This window comes from Actinomadura monticuli (genome assembly GCF_041463655.1).
Taxonomy (GTDB): domain Bacteria; phylum Actinomycetota; class Actinomycetes; order Streptosporangiales; family Streptosporangiaceae; genus Spirillospora; species Spirillospora monticuli.
Window position 1 is genome coordinate 496,988 of sequence record NZ_JAXCEI010000002.1, and the last position, 14,085, is coordinate 511,072.

At 71.4% G+C, this 14,085-nt stretch carries 14 protein-coding genes; 6 read left to right on the forward strand and 8 right to left on the reverse strand.

Going from position 1 to position 14,085, the window contains the following annotated elements; genetic code table 11:
• Positions 1 to 87: 87 nt before the first annotated feature.
• The 6 genes from SM611_RS05795 to SM611_RS05820 form a co-directional block, all read right to left on the reverse strand.
• Positions 88 to 441, reverse strand: a complete 354-nt coding sequence (locus SM611_RS05795; protein ID WP_371947802.1) for a hypothetical protein — start codon at positions 439 to 441, stop codon at positions 88 to 90.
• A gap of 6 nt (positions 442 to 447) precedes the next feature.
• On the reverse strand, positions 448 to 1,200 hold the full coding sequence (locus tag SM611_RS05800; protein WP_371947803.1) for an ABC transporter ATP-binding protein: 753 nt from the start codon (positions 1,198 to 1,200) through the stop codon (positions 448 to 450).
• Complete coding sequence (locus tag SM611_RS05805) at positions 1,193 to 1,930, reverse strand: ABC transporter ATP-binding protein (RefSeq protein ID WP_371947805.1); 738 nt, start codon at positions 1,928 to 1,930, stop codon at positions 1,193 to 1,195. Before SM611_RS05805 ends, SM611_RS05800 begins: the two co-directional genes overlap by 8 nt.
• Positions 1,917 to 4,148: a branched-chain amino acid ABC transporter permease gene (locus tag SM611_RS05810; protein WP_371947806.1), complete on the reverse strand. Its 2,232-nt coding sequence runs from the start codon at positions 4,146 to 4,148 to the stop codon at positions 1,917 to 1,919. The genes SM611_RS05805 and SM611_RS05810 overlap by 14 nt, the downstream gene beginning before the upstream one ends.
• Before the next feature lie 39 nt (positions 4,149 to 4,187).
• A complete protein-coding gene (locus SM611_RS05815) occupies positions 4,188 to 5,600 on the reverse strand; it encodes an ABC transporter substrate-binding protein (protein WP_371947808.1) in 1,413 nt (470 codons plus the stop codon).
• A gap of 210 nt (positions 5,601 to 5,810) precedes the next feature.
• Positions 5,811 to 6,572: an SDR family NAD(P)-dependent oxidoreductase gene (locus SM611_RS05820; RefSeq protein WP_371947809.1), complete on the reverse strand. Its 762-nt coding sequence runs from the start codon at positions 6,570 to 6,572 to the stop codon at positions 5,811 to 5,813.
• Between the two features lie 248 nt (positions 6,573 to 6,820).
• Between SM611_RS05820 and casG the strand changes: the two genes are divergently transcribed.
• Positions 6,821 to 8,422: a steroid-24-oyl-CoA synthetase gene (gene casG / locus SM611_RS05825; protein ID WP_371947810.1), complete on the forward strand. Its 1,602-nt coding sequence runs from the start codon at positions 6,821 to 6,823 to the stop codon at positions 8,420 to 8,422.
• A gap of 52 nt (positions 8,423 to 8,474) precedes the next feature.
• On the opposite strand, the gene SM611_RS05830 is transcribed toward casG, so the two are convergent.
• Complete coding sequence (locus SM611_RS05830; RefSeq protein ID WP_371947812.1) at positions 8,475 to 9,107, reverse strand: TetR-like C-terminal domain-containing protein; 633 nt, start codon at positions 9,105 to 9,107, stop codon at positions 8,475 to 8,477.
• Between the two features lie 222 nt (positions 9,108 to 9,329).
• On the opposite strand from SM611_RS05830, the gene SM611_RS05835 reads away from it, so the two are divergent.
• Genes SM611_RS05835 through SM611_RS05845 form a run of 3 tightly spaced genes read left to right on the forward strand, consistent with a single transcriptional unit; the run spans position 9,330 to position 11,884 of the window.
• Positions 9,330 to 10,499, forward strand: coding sequence for a saccharopine dehydrogenase family protein (locus tag SM611_RS05835; protein ID WP_371947814.1), 1,170 nt, complete (start codon positions 9,330 to 9,332; stop codon positions 10,497 to 10,499).
• Positions 10,500 to 10,532: 33 nt separating this feature from the next.
• Positions 10,533 to 11,747, forward strand: coding sequence for an NAD(P)/FAD-dependent oxidoreductase (locus SM611_RS05840; RefSeq protein ID WP_371947816.1), 1,215 nt, complete (start codon positions 10,533 to 10,535; stop codon positions 11,745 to 11,747).
• Positions 11,738 to 11,884 (forward strand): hypothetical protein, encoded by a 147-nt coding sequence (locus tag SM611_RS05845; protein ID WP_371947818.1) that lies wholly within the window; start codon positions 11,738 to 11,740, stop codon positions 11,882 to 11,884. The genes SM611_RS05840 and SM611_RS05845 overlap by 10 nt, the downstream gene beginning before the upstream one ends.
• A gap of 7 nt (positions 11,885 to 11,891) precedes the next feature.
• Here the strand turns inward: SM611_RS05845 and SM611_RS05850 are convergent, their stop codons facing one another.
• On the reverse strand, positions 11,892 to 12,842 hold the full coding sequence (locus tag SM611_RS05850) for an ArsR/SmtB family transcription factor (RefSeq protein WP_371947820.1): 951 nt from the start codon (positions 12,840 to 12,842) through the stop codon (positions 11,892 to 11,894).
• 55 nt (positions 12,843 to 12,897) lie between these two features.
• Between SM611_RS05850 and SM611_RS05855 the strand changes: the two genes are divergently transcribed.
• Together SM611_RS05855 and SM611_RS05860 are read left to right on the forward strand one after the other, a co-directional pair.
• Positions 12,898 to 13,656, forward strand: a complete 759-nt coding sequence (locus SM611_RS05855; protein ID WP_371947822.1) for a class I SAM-dependent DNA methyltransferase — start codon at positions 12,898 to 12,900, stop codon at positions 13,654 to 13,656.
• A gap of 245 nt (positions 13,657 to 13,901) precedes the next feature.
• A complete protein-coding gene (locus tag SM611_RS05860) occupies positions 13,902 to 14,081 on the forward strand; it encodes a MerR family transcriptional regulator (RefSeq protein WP_371948015.1) in 180 nt (59 codons plus the stop codon).
• The last annotated feature ends 4 nt before the right edge of the window (positions 14,082 to 14,085 follow it).

Consider the following 14,085-nt stretch of genomic DNA (forward strand, 5'->3'; position numbering starts at 1 on the left):
CCTCTCGCCCGCCGCTTCGTTGACCTGCGGCGTGTCGTTGTTATCCGGTGGCTTATAACAACGACTCGCCGCAGGTCAACGTGAGGGTCAGGCGTCCTTGCGGAGGGCGGCGGCTATCTGGTCCGTCTGCGCCTGCTGCTCTACCAGCTGGCGCAGCAGCCACAGCCGCAGGACGCGGGTGACGGCGGCGGCGAGGTACAGGGCCGCGCCGAGGACGGTCACCGCCAGGAACCCGAGGGCGAGGGTCTGCAGTGAGCCCACGTCCCGCATGTCGTCCTTGGCGAGCGAGACGTTGTAGGCGATGAAGACGCCGGCCACGCCGGCCACCATCGCGACGAGACCGACGATGCGGAGCACCCCGTCGAAGCGGGACTGGTCGGTCTTCAGCTTCTGGCCCGCCACGTCGTCCTTGAACTGCTGGCGTCGTTCCTCGGTGAGCATTATGGGTCAACCTCCCAGGTAATCGCTGGACAGCCGGTCTTCGATCTCTTCGGGCGGGCCGGCCGCCACCACGCGCCCGTGCAGCATCAGCGCGGCGGTGTCGGCGATCGGCAGGACGGCGCGGGCGAACTGCTCCGCGACCAGCACCGACAGGCCGCCCTCGACCAGCTCGGCGACCGTCTCGTACATCCGGGTGACGATCATGGGCGCGAGGCCCATGGACAGCTCGTCGAGCAGCAGCACCGCCGGGTCGGTGCCGAGCGCGCGCGACAGCGCGAGCATCTGCTGCTCGCCGCCGGACATGGATCCGGCGAGCTGGTGGCGGCGCTCGCCGAGGCGGGGGAAGCGGGCGTACGCCTTCTCCTCCAGATCCTCCAGCTTCGCGCCGGTTCCGGTGGCGGCCCACAGGTTCTCCCGCACCGTCAGGTTCGGGAAGATCCCGCGGCCCTCGGGGATCGAGCAGACGCCGAGGCGGGCCGCGTCCTGCGCCGAGATGCCGTTCACCTTGCGCCCGGCGAACCGCAGCTCCCCGCCGGTCGGGGCGTGCAGGCCCGCGCAGACGCGCATGGTGGTCGACTTGCCGCCGCCGTTCGGGCCGAGCAGCGCCAGCAGCGACCCGGGCCGCAGCGCCAGGTCGACGCCGTGCAGCACCTCGATCGCGCCGTAGCCCGCGCGGACGTCCACCAGCTCGAGCAGCGGCTCCGGGCTCGCCTCCCCGGCGGCGGTGCGCGGCGCGGGGACCGCCTTCGGGTCAGCCATGCGATGCCTCCTCGGTGCCGATGTAGGCGGCGATGACCTCGGGCGACTCCTTGATCTCCGCCGGCGTGCCGGACGCGATCAGCGCGCCGTAGTCGAGGACGTGGATGGTCGAGCACAGCTTCATCACGAGCGGCAGGTCATGCTCGACGAGGCAGATCGTCAGGCCCTCACCGGCGAGGCCGGTGAGCATCTCGGCGAACGCCTCCGTCTCCCGTTCGGTCTGGCCGGACGCGGGCTCGTCCAGCAGCAGGACGCGCGGTGAGGTCATCAGCGCGCGCGCCACCTCCACGACGCGGGCCCGTCCGATCGGGATGTCGGACACATCGCGGTCGGCGATGTCGGTGAGCCCGGTCCGTTCGAGGACCCTGTCGGTCCGCTCGTCCAGGTCGAAGCGCTTGCGGCTGTGGCTGCGCAGGATGTCGCCCGCGACGCGGACGTTGTCGCGGACCGAGAGCGACAGGAACAGCTCCAGGCGCTGGAACGTCCGCGCCATGCCGCGCCGCGCGCGCTTGGCCGGGGACAGTCTGGTGATGTCGGCGCCGTCCAGGAGAACCTGGCCGGACGCCGGTTTCTGCAAGCCGGTGATGGTGTTGAACATCGTCGTCTTGCCGGCGCCGTTCGGTCCGATCAGGCCGGTGATCTGGCCTTCGGCCATGGTGAGGCCGACATCGTCGACGGCGGTGTTGCCGCCGAACCGGACGGTGATGCCCTGTGTCTCAAGCAGTGGCACGAGAACCTCCCTTCTCCAGGACGGCGGGCAGGCCGAGTTCGCGGTCGAGGCGTGCGCGCAGTTCGTCGGTGTAGGGCTCGTCCACGCCGATCAGCTCCAGCGGAGTCGGGCGGTCGCGCCGCCCCTCGTCCAGGTACATGCGGCCGAAGACCGGCAGCAGCATGCCCACGCAGAGCGCGACCAGAGCGAACGTCCACGTCCCGATCACACCGGTGAGCGCGAGCAGGTAGAGGACGGCGCACAGCGCCGCCGCCCCGTACAGGACGGGCTTGGCGTTCCGCGTCGCCCGGTAGCCCTCGATGAGGTCGTGCAGGAAACCGCTCGGGTTCCTGCCGACGCCCATCCCGAGCAGCGCCGTGCTGACCATGATGAGGTGACCGAGCGTGGTGTAGATGGTGGCCATGCCCTCGTTGTCCAGCGCCAGGTCGCTGAACGTGGACACGAGCACCGCCGACCCGACGCCCGCCATCAGGCCCCCGAACAGGGCGCCGCTGATGTAGCCGATGCCCGCGACCACGACGAGCATCAGCAAGGCGAGGCTGCCGAGGAACGTGAAGTTCTCCTGCGCGACGGTCCCGGTCGCGGCCGACATCAGCACGCCGCCGAGGCCCGCGATCGCCGCGGAGATCATGAAGACGCTCAGCTTCAGCCGGACCAGGTTCTGGCCGAGCATCGCCGAGGCCGCCGGGCTGTCCTTCATCGCCGCGAGCCGCCGCCCGTACCCGCTGTTGCGAAGGGCCGCGAGCCCGACGGCGATCAGCGCGAACAGGACCGTTGCGGTCATCAGCGACGTCGTCCCGTCCCGCAGGTCGAGCGGGCCGACCTTGAGCGGCGGGATGACCAGCGATCCGTCCGGGAACAGCGTGAACGTCATCCCGAACAGCTCGTGCTCGGTGGTGTCGCGCAGCACCATGTTCGACAGGAACTCGCCGAACGCCATCGTCGCGAGGGCCAGGTAGAGGCCGCGGAGCCGCAGCGCGGGCAGTGCGACGAGCCCGCCGACGATCGCCGCCGCCGCGACGGCCAGCAGCACGCCCTGGATGTTCATCCGCGCGTCGAGGCCGGTGCCCACCACGCCGGCGTGGAACGCCACGACGGTCGCGACCGCGCCGAACGCCAGCGGAGCGAGGTTCAGCTCGCCCGCGTAGCCGGTCAGGACGGTCAGCGACAGCGCGATGATCGCGAACGTCATGCCGAGCGAGAACGTGGTGATCGCGCCGTCCGACAGCAGCAGGCTGTAGAGGTAGACGACCGCGACGAGCACGAGGCCCCACACGGCCGCGCCCCGGACGGTCGGCACCCGGTACCGCTCGCGGGTCCGGATCGCGGCGCCGCGCAGCCGGTCCTGCGGCAGCACCACCAGCACCACGAACAGCAGGATCATCGGCAGCGAGACGCGCAGATTGCCGGTGAACGTGCCCGCCGACGGCAGGTAGGCGAGCACGTAGTTGGCGGCCAGACCGAGCACCATCGCGCCCACGAACGTGCGGGGGATGCTGCGCAGCCGGCCGAACATCGCCGCCGCGAACGCGTCGATCACCAGCAGGGTGAGCATGTTCGCGTCCAGGCCGCCGCCGCTGATCGGCACGATCAGGACCCCGGCGAGGACGGCGAGGGTGGAGCCGAGCGCCCACGACAGCATCGCGGCGCGCTCGGGGTCGTGGCCGTTGAGGCGCAGCAGGTCGGGGTCGTCGACCGAGCCGCGCATGACCACGCCCGTCCGGCTGCGGGTGAACAGCACCCGCAGCCCGACGGCGATCGCCACGGCGGCGGCCAGGCAGACGATCTCGTGGTACCGGATCACCACGCCGGCCAGCGTGATCTTCGCGCCCGCACCGAAGAACATGTCCACGGTGTGGGCCTCGTCCGGGTTCCAGATCCACTGGGCCAGGTAGACGGTGCCGAGCAGCACCGCCACCGTCACGATGATCTTCGTGACGTCGGCGGTGCCGCGCAGCCCCTTCATGATCGCGGCGTGCAGTGCGGCGCCCATCGCAGGACCGACGAAACCGATCACGACGATCAGCGCGAGCCACACCGGCCATCCCCACCGCTCGGTGAAGTGCCAGTACAGGAACGTGCCGAACATCGCCTGCGCGCCATGGGCGAAGTTGAAGATGCCCGAGGTGTTGTACGTCAGTACGAGGCCCGAGGCCGCGATGGAGTACACCGACCCCAGGACGAGGCCCAGGATCGTGTACGTGAGGAACGTCGTCACTTGCTCACCGCCATGTGGTACCGCCTCCGGCGGGTCGGATCAGGAGGACTGGGGCTTGATGACGTCGCCGGTCAGGAACTTCGTCGAGATCCGGTCGTCGTTCAGCTTCGCGCCCCAGGTCTTCGGGTCCGTCTTGACGACGAACTCGGGACCGCACTCGAACTCGCCGGCGTTCTTCGGCATGACCTGCTCGAACGTGGTCTTGTTGAGCTTCACCATGAGCGAGCAGGACGCCGGCTTGTTGTTGCCCGGGTCGGTCGGCGCGTGCAGGCCGCCGCCCGTCCACTCGTGCACCTTCGACAGCTCGTTGATCACGCACTGCCGGGTGAGGTCCGAGCCGCACTTCTGCGCGGACTGCGCCCACAGCAGGAAGGACGAGGTCGCCTGCATTCCGAGCATGGCGATCTTGCCCTTCTTGGCGTTCACGGCGTCCACGTACTGCTTGACCGCCGGCACCTTGTCCGCGTTCTCCAGCGGCTGGAAGATCATGCCGATGTGCAGGTTGTCACCGGCGCCCGAGGTGTTCCACTTGGACACCAGCGGGCTGTACCAGGTCGACTCGAACACGTACTTCGGCTCCGCGCCGGCCCGCTCGATCGACTCCAGCAGGCTGAACTGGCCGGGGTCGGGCGAGTCGGACGACCACAGGACCTTCGCCCCGCAGTCCTTGATCTTCTCGGCGAAGGGCATGTAGCTGCTCTCGCCCTTGTCGTTCAGCCGGACGCCGCAGTCCACGCGCTTGACGCCGATGTCCTTCATGGCACTGGCGATCTTGTTGTTGCCGGTGCTGACGGCGGGCGACGTCGACTGGAGGATGTCCGTCTTGTCCTTGAAGTCGGGGAAGAGCTTCTCCGCGAGGCGGAGCCCTCCGATGTTCATCAGGTCCACCGGGTACGGGACGGCCTCGTACTTCATCGGGCCCATCGAGGAGTTCGGGCCGACGGTGTAGCCGGCGACGGTCGGCAGCTTGCACGCCACCCGGTACTGCTCGGCGGCCTCGTCCATCGCGAAGCCCTGCCCGACGAGCATGAAGTCCTGCTTGCAGGCCTCCTGCATCACCTTCGCGGACTGCATGTAGGCGGCGTCGTACTGGTTGCCCTTGATCTTGCGTCCGTTGATGCCGCCCTGCTGGTTGCACCAGTCGATCATCGCGGCGACGGCGTCGCCCATCTCCTTGGACAGGCCGGGCGCCGCGGAGAAGCCGCGGTCGTCGCCGAAGCCGATGGTGATGGCGTCGTCGGTGATGCCCTGGTCGGTCTTGCCCTTGGCGTCACCGGGGCCGCACGGGGACGGCAGCGTCCCGAACGCCTTGCTCGCCGCGGCGCCGCCGCCGTCCGAGCCGGTGCCTTCGGACACGCCGTCCGTGCCCGAACGCTCGCTGGAACAGGACGCGGTGACGAGCGCCACCGCGAGGACGCCTGCGGCGAGGCGTCCGATCTTGTCGACCTTCATAGGTCGTACTCCTTTCACTGGCCGCCGCGGCGGCAAGTGGTGTTTCGGGCAGGCGGGGGACGGGGTTCGTGGGTAATCCGCGTCTACCGGCGACCCTCTGGCGCCGGGAGACGGGGGGTGCTGCGAGTTATGGAGTGCTGCGGGTTGTCGCGCCCCGCTTGGGCGGGGTCGCTCGGACGCGGGGGAAGGTCAGCGCGGAACGGGGCGGCGTCAGCCGAAGTTGGCCTGGCCGCCGTCCAGCGGGATCGTCGCCCCGGTGAGGTAGCGCATCGCCGGCTGGACGAGCGCGACCACGGCTTTGCCGATGTCGTCCTCGCAGTCGCCGATGTAGCCGAGCGGGATCGTCTTGCGGAACTCCTCGGCCGCCTCGGGGTTGTTCTCCGCCCACCACTTCAGCCCCGGGGACAGGGCGTGCGGGGCGATGTTGTTGGCGCGGATCCCGTCCGGCCCCCACTCGGCCGCGGCCGTGCGGGTCAGCGACCGGAGGGCCTGCTTGGCGGCGGCGTAGGCGCCGTACGTGGCCGGGTCCCAGCGGACCATGGCGGAGGTGACCAGGTTGACGATGCTGCCGCCGCCCCGCGCCTTCATGTGCGGGTGGCACGCCTTCATGAACGCGAACGCCGCGAACGGGCCGGTGACGAACCCCTTCCGGAACTTCGCGTCGCTCATCTCCAGCAGCGGGCCGAAGGAGCCCGAGTAGGCGTTGTTGACGAGGATGTCGATGCCGCCGAACGTCTCGGCGACCCGATCCACCACGCCGGGGATCGACTCGGTGTCGGCGACGTCGCACGCGAACGGCTCGGCCCTCGCGTCGCGCTCCCGGATCAGCTCGCACGTCGCGTCCAGCTTGGCCGCCGTGCGGCCGAGCACCGCGACGGCGGCGCCCTCGGAGGCCAGCGCGAGCGCGATGCCCTGCCCGACGCCCTGTCCCGCTCCGGTGACGATCGCGACCTTGTCGCTGAGGCTTGCCATTGGTTCTCCGCTCAGTCCTGCTTGCGCGCCCAGCCCGGCCCGTCCAGGTCATGCCTGGTCAGTCCGGTCTGCTCAGTCCTGGTGCGGTCATGGTGATGTGACGCGGCGCACGCAAAAGGCCCAGTCCCGCTCAGCGGGAATGAGTTCGGCGGGACACGGTCCGTGACCGTCCCGCTGAGCGGAATACCCTGGTGGCGCCGGTGTGCCCCAGCGCACAATGGACCGTTCCGGCGAGGAGGAGGGGTCCGATGGAGATGATCGCGAAGCTGACCGGTCCCGGCGGCGAGTTCGAGTTGCGGGAGGAGGACGTGCTCGGCACGCGCCTTCCGGTGTTCGCGAACCGGGCCCGCAGCCTCGGCGAGGTGCTCGCCCGCTCGGCGGCCCACGGCGACCGCGACTACATCGTCACCGCGTCCCGCCGGCTGTCGTTCGCCGAGCACGCCGCCGCCGTCGCGTCGATGGCGAAGGCGCTGCGGGACGACCTCGGCGTCCGGCCCGGCGACCGCATCGCGATCAACGCCGCGAACAGCCCCGAGTGGATCATCTCGTTCTGGGCGGCGATCGCCGCCGGCGCGGTCGCGGTCGGCTACAACGCCTGGTGGACGGCGCAGGAGATCGAGTACGCGCTCGGCCACACCGACCCGAAGATCGTGATCGCCGACGCGAAGCGGGCCGCGCTGATCTCCGAGGACGTGCTGACGATCGAGAAGGACGTCCCCTCGCTGACCTCCCGCTACCCCGGCGCGGAGCTGGACGTCCCGGACGTCGCCGAGGACGACCCCGCGGTCATCCTGTACACGAGCGGCACGTCGGGCCGCCCGAAGGGCGCCGTCCACTCGCACCGGAACCTCACCTCGGTGATCGAGTACCACCGGTACAACGACGCCATCATGGGCGCGTTCGGCATCGACGCCTCCTCCCGTCGCTACCTCCTCGCGCTGCCGCTGTTCCACATCGCGTCGCTGCACAACCTGGCCGTCCCGCGCCTCGCCACCGGCACCGCCGTGGTCATGCACATGGGCGGTTTCGACGTGGACGAGGTGCTCAGCCTGGTCGAGAGGGAGAAGGTCACGAACTGGGGCGCCGTCCCCACGATGGCGCACCGCATGATGCAGCACGACGACCTGTCGAAGTACGACCTGTCGTCGCTGACCGCGTTCGCGCTGGCCTCCGCGCCGTCCTCGCCCGCGTTCAAGGAGCGGCTCCAGTCGGTGTTCCCGCCGGCGCGCGGCGCCCTCGTCGACAGCTACGGGCTGACCGAGTCGTGCACCGCCATCTCCGTCGCCACCCCGATGGACCTCGCGGAGGCGCCGGGGACGCTCGGGGCCCCGAACCTCGGCGTCCAGGTGGAGATCCGCGACCCCGAGGGCAAGCCGGTCCCTGACGGCACCGAGGGCGAGGTCTGCGCCCGCAGTGCCTTCAACATGATCGGCTACTGGCGGGACCCGGAGGCCACCGCCGCGAGCATCGACCCGGACCGGTGGCTGCGCACCGGCGACATCGGCGTGATCGACAACGGCCGGCTGCGGCTCACCACCCGCCGCTCCGACCTGATCATCCGCGGCGGCGAGAACGTCTACCCGGTCGAGATCGAGAACATCCTCGCCGAGTACCCGGGGGTCTCCGAGTGCATCGTCGTCGGCATCCCGCACGCCGACCTCGGCCAGGAGGTCGCGGCGGTCGTCGTCGCCGCCGGCGACCCGCCCACGGCCGAGGAGCTGACCGCGTTCATGAAGGAGCGCGTCGCCTACTTCAAGGTCCCGTCCCGCTGGCACATCACGACCGACCCGCTCCCCCGCAACGCGACCGGGAAGGTCCTGCGCAAGCAGGTCGAGGACTCGGTGTCCTGACTCGACGCCCCGAGATCAGGAGGTTTCGGTCTCGATCTGCTTGCGGCGCGCCTCAGGGGCGGGTCGCGCGGAGGACGAGGTCCACCAGGGTGTCGACCTCCTGCCGGGTGGCGGACCGATGCCGGGTGAGCGGGGTGAGGATGAGCGGGCTCGCCAGCGTGTTCAGCACTGCCTCCGGTGAGCAGTCCGGGTGGACCTCGCCGCGGGAGATGCCGCGGGTGACCACGGATCGCCAGGATTCCTGGATCGGCTCGAAGTGCTCGACGATGAGCGCGCTCAACTCGGGCGTGCCGCGCGCGGCGATGATCGCGTTGGTGGCGACCTCGACGGGGCCGGCGAAGAACGCCGCGAGACGGTGCGCCAGTTCGCGGATGTCCCGCTCCCACGAGCCCGTGTCGGGCACCTCGACGGTGCTGGAATGGGCGTTGAGCCCCTCGCGGACCAGGTCGGCGAAGGTGGGCCACCAGCGGTAGATGGTCTTGCGGTTGAGGTCCGCGCGGGCGGCGACCTCGCTGGGGCCGAAGTCGACGACGCGTTCGGCGAGAAGGTCCAGGACGGCCTGCGCGACGGCCTGGCGGACCCGTTCGCTGCGACCGCCGGTGCGGACGCGTTCACGCGGCGGTTCGGCGGCGTCCGCCGGTGACGTGTGCGCTGCGGGGGCCGGCCGCGTCGTGCCGTCGCTCATCTCGATCCACCAAAAGGGTCATAGTGTTGACTTTAGCTTCAAGGTGGTCCCATCATGGACCATGCCCCGCGGTGGTCAGGCCGTCGGCTTTCCACCGGGGCGATTCCCACCGTTCCGGTGTGCGGCCGATGCCGTCCACCGGTACCCGTCTCCGTCCGCAGCCCGGCCCCGCCACCGGCGATCCGCCGGCTCTGGACGCATGCCCTTTCCCCGGAGGTCCACGTGAAGGTCGCCATACTCGGCTGCGGCTCGGTCACGAGCCGCGTCGCCCGCAGCGCCGCCGCGTTCGACGGAATCGACGACCTGGTGGTCGCCGACCTCGACGGCGACCGCGCGAAGGCCCTCGGCGCGGCCGTCGGCGCCGGCCACGCGCGCTTCGACGCGACCGACCCGGAGAGCATCGCCGCGGTCGTCGCCGGCGCGGACGTGGTCTTCAACGGCGTGGGCCCGTTCTACCGCTTCGCACTGCCGATCATCGACGCCGCCATCGGCGCCGGAGCGCACTACATCGACATCTGCGACGAATTCGACGTCGCCGAGGCCCTGGTGACCGACCCCGCGTACGACGAGCGGGCCAAGGCGGCGGGCGTCACCGTCCTCACCAGTTGCGGCTCTGCGCCCGGCATGACCAACCTCATGGCGCGCTGGGCGTGCGACGAACTCGACCGCGCGGACGCCGTCCACGTGGTCATGGGCCTCCCGTTCGTTCCCAACCTCGGGCCGACCATCCTGGAGCACATGTTCCACTCGCTCAGCGGCGAGGTCACCCAGTTCCTCGGCGGCGAGTACCGCAAGGTGCCCGCGTGGGGCGATCCGAGGACGTTCGAACTGCTCGCCCCGTACGGCCTCCGCGAGTTCGGCTACTTCGGGCACGCCGAGCCGCTCACGCTGCCCCGGTTCATCCCGGGCCTCAAGGAGGCCACCTGCCGGTTCACCTGGTGGCAGAGCGAGGGCAACGAGATCTACCGCCGGTTCGCCGAACTCGGCCTGATGAGCCCCGAACGCGGCGGCCTCCCCCTGTCGCCGCAGTCCTTCCTCGCCCGGCACTTCTGCACGCCGGAGGGCGAGCGCGCCGTCGGCGTCGACATCTCCGGAGACCCCATCGGAGCCGCGTTCCACATCCGCGCCGAAGGCGAGAAGGACGGCGCCGCGGCGTCCGTGGTCATCGAGATGCACCACGACATGACCAAGAAGTTCTTGAAGGACAAGGGCGACATGACGGCGATCCCCGCTGCCGCCTTCCTGCGCCGGCTCGTCGACGGGGAGATCGACCGGACCGGTGTCCTCGCGCCCGAGGCGTGCGTGGACCCGCAGCCGTTCCTGCACGAGGTCGTGCCGCGACTAGGTGTCGACCTGCACCGCACCGTCTCCCAGACCCGCCGCGTGCACTGAGTCCGCCGCGTGCACCGAGTGAAAGGCAACCCCATGCAGGAAGACACCGGATTCGACGTCGCCGTTGTCGGCGCCGGCCCCATCGGTGCCGCCACCGCCCGGCACCTCGCCGACCGGGGCGCGCGCGTCCTGATCGTCGGCCCGGCGGAGCCCCCGGACTTCGCCGGCCACGACGGCGTGTGGTCCGGCCACTACGACCAGGGACGGCTCGGGCACGTCCTCGAAGTGCCGCTCGTCGCCGCACTGCTCGCCGCACGCTCGATCCGGCGCTTCGGCGAACTCGCGCGGCGCACCGGAGTGGAGTTCACCCGGCCGGTCCACTCGCTCGCCGTCATGCCGGCCGCCCTCGACGGCGGCACGCCGTCCGAATGGTTCGACCTCGGCAGGCTGGTGCGGAACGCCGAGGATGTCGGGCAGCCCGTCGAGCACCTCTCCGAGGCCCGGCTCCGCGAGCGGTACCCGCACCTGACCTTCGAGCCGGGCCATGAATGCGTGGTGCAGCGGGACGCGTTCATCGTCAACCCGCGCGACCTCACCACCGCCGAACTGGCCGCCGCCACCGCCGCCGGCGCGACGCTCGTCCGCGACGAGATCACGGCGATCGCGGCCGACGGCCCCCGCCGCCGGCTGACCGCCCGGTCCGGCACGTCGTGGACCGCGGACACGGTGGTCGTCGCCACGGGAGCGTCGACCAACGCGGGCGGACTGCTGCCCCGCAGGCTCGCCATGGACACGCTCGGCGCCACCGTCGTGCTGATCGAGGTCCCCGGCCCGGAGGCGGTCGACCTGCCCGGGATCATGTACTACAAGCAGCGCGGCGAGGAACTCCTCTACGGCGGCATCGTCATGACGCCGCTGCGCTACCCCGACGGCCGCTGGTACATCAAGTGCTCGGGCACCAGCCTGCTCGACAACCCGCTCGGCACGCGCGACGAGATCGCCGCGTGGGTCCGTACCGGGGGCGCCGAGGACGACATCGCCCCGGCGCTCACCCTCCTGCGCGAACTGCTCCCCGCGGAGACGGCCGCCGCGCTGGGCCCGGCCCGGGTGCGGCCCTGCCTGGTCTCCACCAACCACACCGGCCACCCGTACATCGACCACGCCGACGAGAACGTCGTGGTCGTCGTCGAAGGCGAACGCGGTGTCATGGCCGCGGACGAACTCGGCCGCCTCACCGCGTCGCTCGCCGCGACCGGCCGCTGGAGCGACGGCCTCCCGCACCAGCTCTTCCGGGCGGAATGGACGTAGCGGGCACGGACCAGCGAAACGGCCGGACACGCGACACGCGCAAGGAGCCGGAGAACCTCGAAGGACGCCGCGCCGCCGTGGGCCTCCGGCCGATGGCCGACTACGACGCCGAGATGCGCCGCCGCCTGGCCGGCTGACCCCCGCTCACGGTCTGAGGAGGCGGTCGCCGAGCGGGCTCCGCCGGTACAGGACGTGCCGCCCGTCGCGGGCACGGGCGAGCAGGCCCGCGCCGTGCAGCACCCGCAGGTGCTGCGAAACGGCGCTGGGGGTCACCTTCAGGCGCCGGGCGAGCTCCACCGTCGGGAGCGGCTCGTCCAGGAGGGCGAGCAGCGCGGCGCGGCGGGCGCCGAGCAGCGGCACCAGGGCGGCGGGATCCGGCGCCGGCGCGGGCGTCCACAGGCTCGCCACGCCCCGGCTCGGATACAGCAGGCTGGGCGGCTGGTCCGGGTGGACGGGCGGGGCGGGCTTGTGGGCGAACACCGCCGGCATGAGGAGCAGCCCGCGCCCGGCCGCGGGCACGTGGTGGTGCCCGACCATCTTGTCGATGCGGAGCACGCCGTCCCGCCACGCCAGGTTCGGGTGCATGTCGGCGAACAGCAGGCGCGCGCCGCCCACCGCCAGCCGCCGCGCCCGGTAGGTCATGTCGGCCTCCAGCACCAGCCGCATCTGCGGCCAGACCGGTTCGAGCACCGCCCGCCAGTACCGCAGCAGCGCGTCGCACGCCTCGTCGCGGAGCCGGGCGGCCGCCTCATCGTCGCGGGGCGCCGCCCGCACGAGGGCGGCCTCCATGTCCCGGCGGACGCGTTCCGGAGGCGTCCGCCGGACGAGGGCCAGCTGCTCCTCGAACACCGGCGCGAACGTCGCGGGCCGGGGCCCGAGGAAGTCCGGGACGGCCAGCCGCGTCCCGACCAGCGACGTCAGCAGCCCCACGTCGCGCGGGTCGAGCCGGGCGAGCGCGGACCTGCGCCACGGCAGGTGCAGCGCCTGCAGGCCGGGCTCGCGGAGCACGCGCAGGCTCAGCAGCGTGTCGTCCAGCGGGGACAGGGCGAACCGCGTGTCCGCGAGGTCCTCGACGCCGAGCCCGAAGCTGATCATTAAGCCCCACGCTACATCCGTTGGCCGCCGCGCCCGCCCGGCGTGGACTCTTCCCATGACACATCACGACATGAGCGGCTTCGACCCGCGGGCCAGCTTCGGCAAGGACGTGTCCGAGCGCTACGACGCCGAGGAGACCCGGGGCGACGAGGAGCAGACCGCCGCGTTCCTCGCCGGCCTCGCCGCCGGACGTCCCGCGCTGGAGTTCGCGGTCGGCACCGGGCGCGTCGCGCTGCCGCTGTCGCGGACCGGCGTGCGGGTGGACGGCATCGAGCAGTCGCCCGACATGGTCGCCCGGATGCGCGAGAAGCCGGACGGCGACCGGATCGAGGTGACCATGGGCGACATGTCCCGCGCGGCCACCGGGCGCACCTACGGGCTCGTCTACCTGGTGTTCAACACGATCGGCAACGTCCTCACCCAGGACGGCCAGGTCCGCTGCTTCGAGAACGCCGCCCGGCACCTTGCCCGCGACGGGGTGTTCGTCCTCGAATGCCGCGTCCCCACCGCCCCGTCCAGGCCCGGTCACCAGTTCGTCGACCCCGCGCACATCGACGTCGACGCCGTCGGCCTGGACGTGTGCCGGTACGACCCGGTGACGCAGATCCTCGACAAGAACCACGTCCGCATCAGCGCGGACGGCGTCGTCTTCGACCCCATCAGGCTCCGCCTGGCCCATCCCCCGGAGTTCGACCTCATGGCCCGCATCGCGGGGCTCCGGCTGCGGGAGCGGTGGGCGGGCTGGGAAGGCGAGCCGTTCACGGCCGACGCCTGGCGCCACGTCAGCGTCTACGAACACCGTCCGGCGCGCTGACCGGCGGCGCGGCGCGCTGTAGAGTCTCGGACCGGTGATCACTTACCGGCCCTCCGACCTCGCGCGCGAGCACGGCATCTCGGCGCAGGCGGTGCGCAACTACGAGCGGGACGGGTTCGTCCCGCCCGCGGAGCGCACCCCCAGCGGGTACCGCGTCTACACCGAGGTGCACGCGGCGGCGCGTCCGCGACGCGGAACTCGCCCGCCTTCTCAGGCGCGGCGGCTACCCCCTAGAGCAGATCTCCGTGGTCGTGCGGCAGATCCGGTCGGCGGGCGGCACCGGCGAACTGGCCCGCGCCCTGGACGACTGGCGGCGGAAGCTGACCGCCCAAGGCCTCGCCATGCTCAAGGCGGCCGCCCGCCTCGACCGCTACCTCCCCCTGCTCGGCCAGGCAGGCGGTGGGCTCGTTGACCGGGCGCGTTGACCTG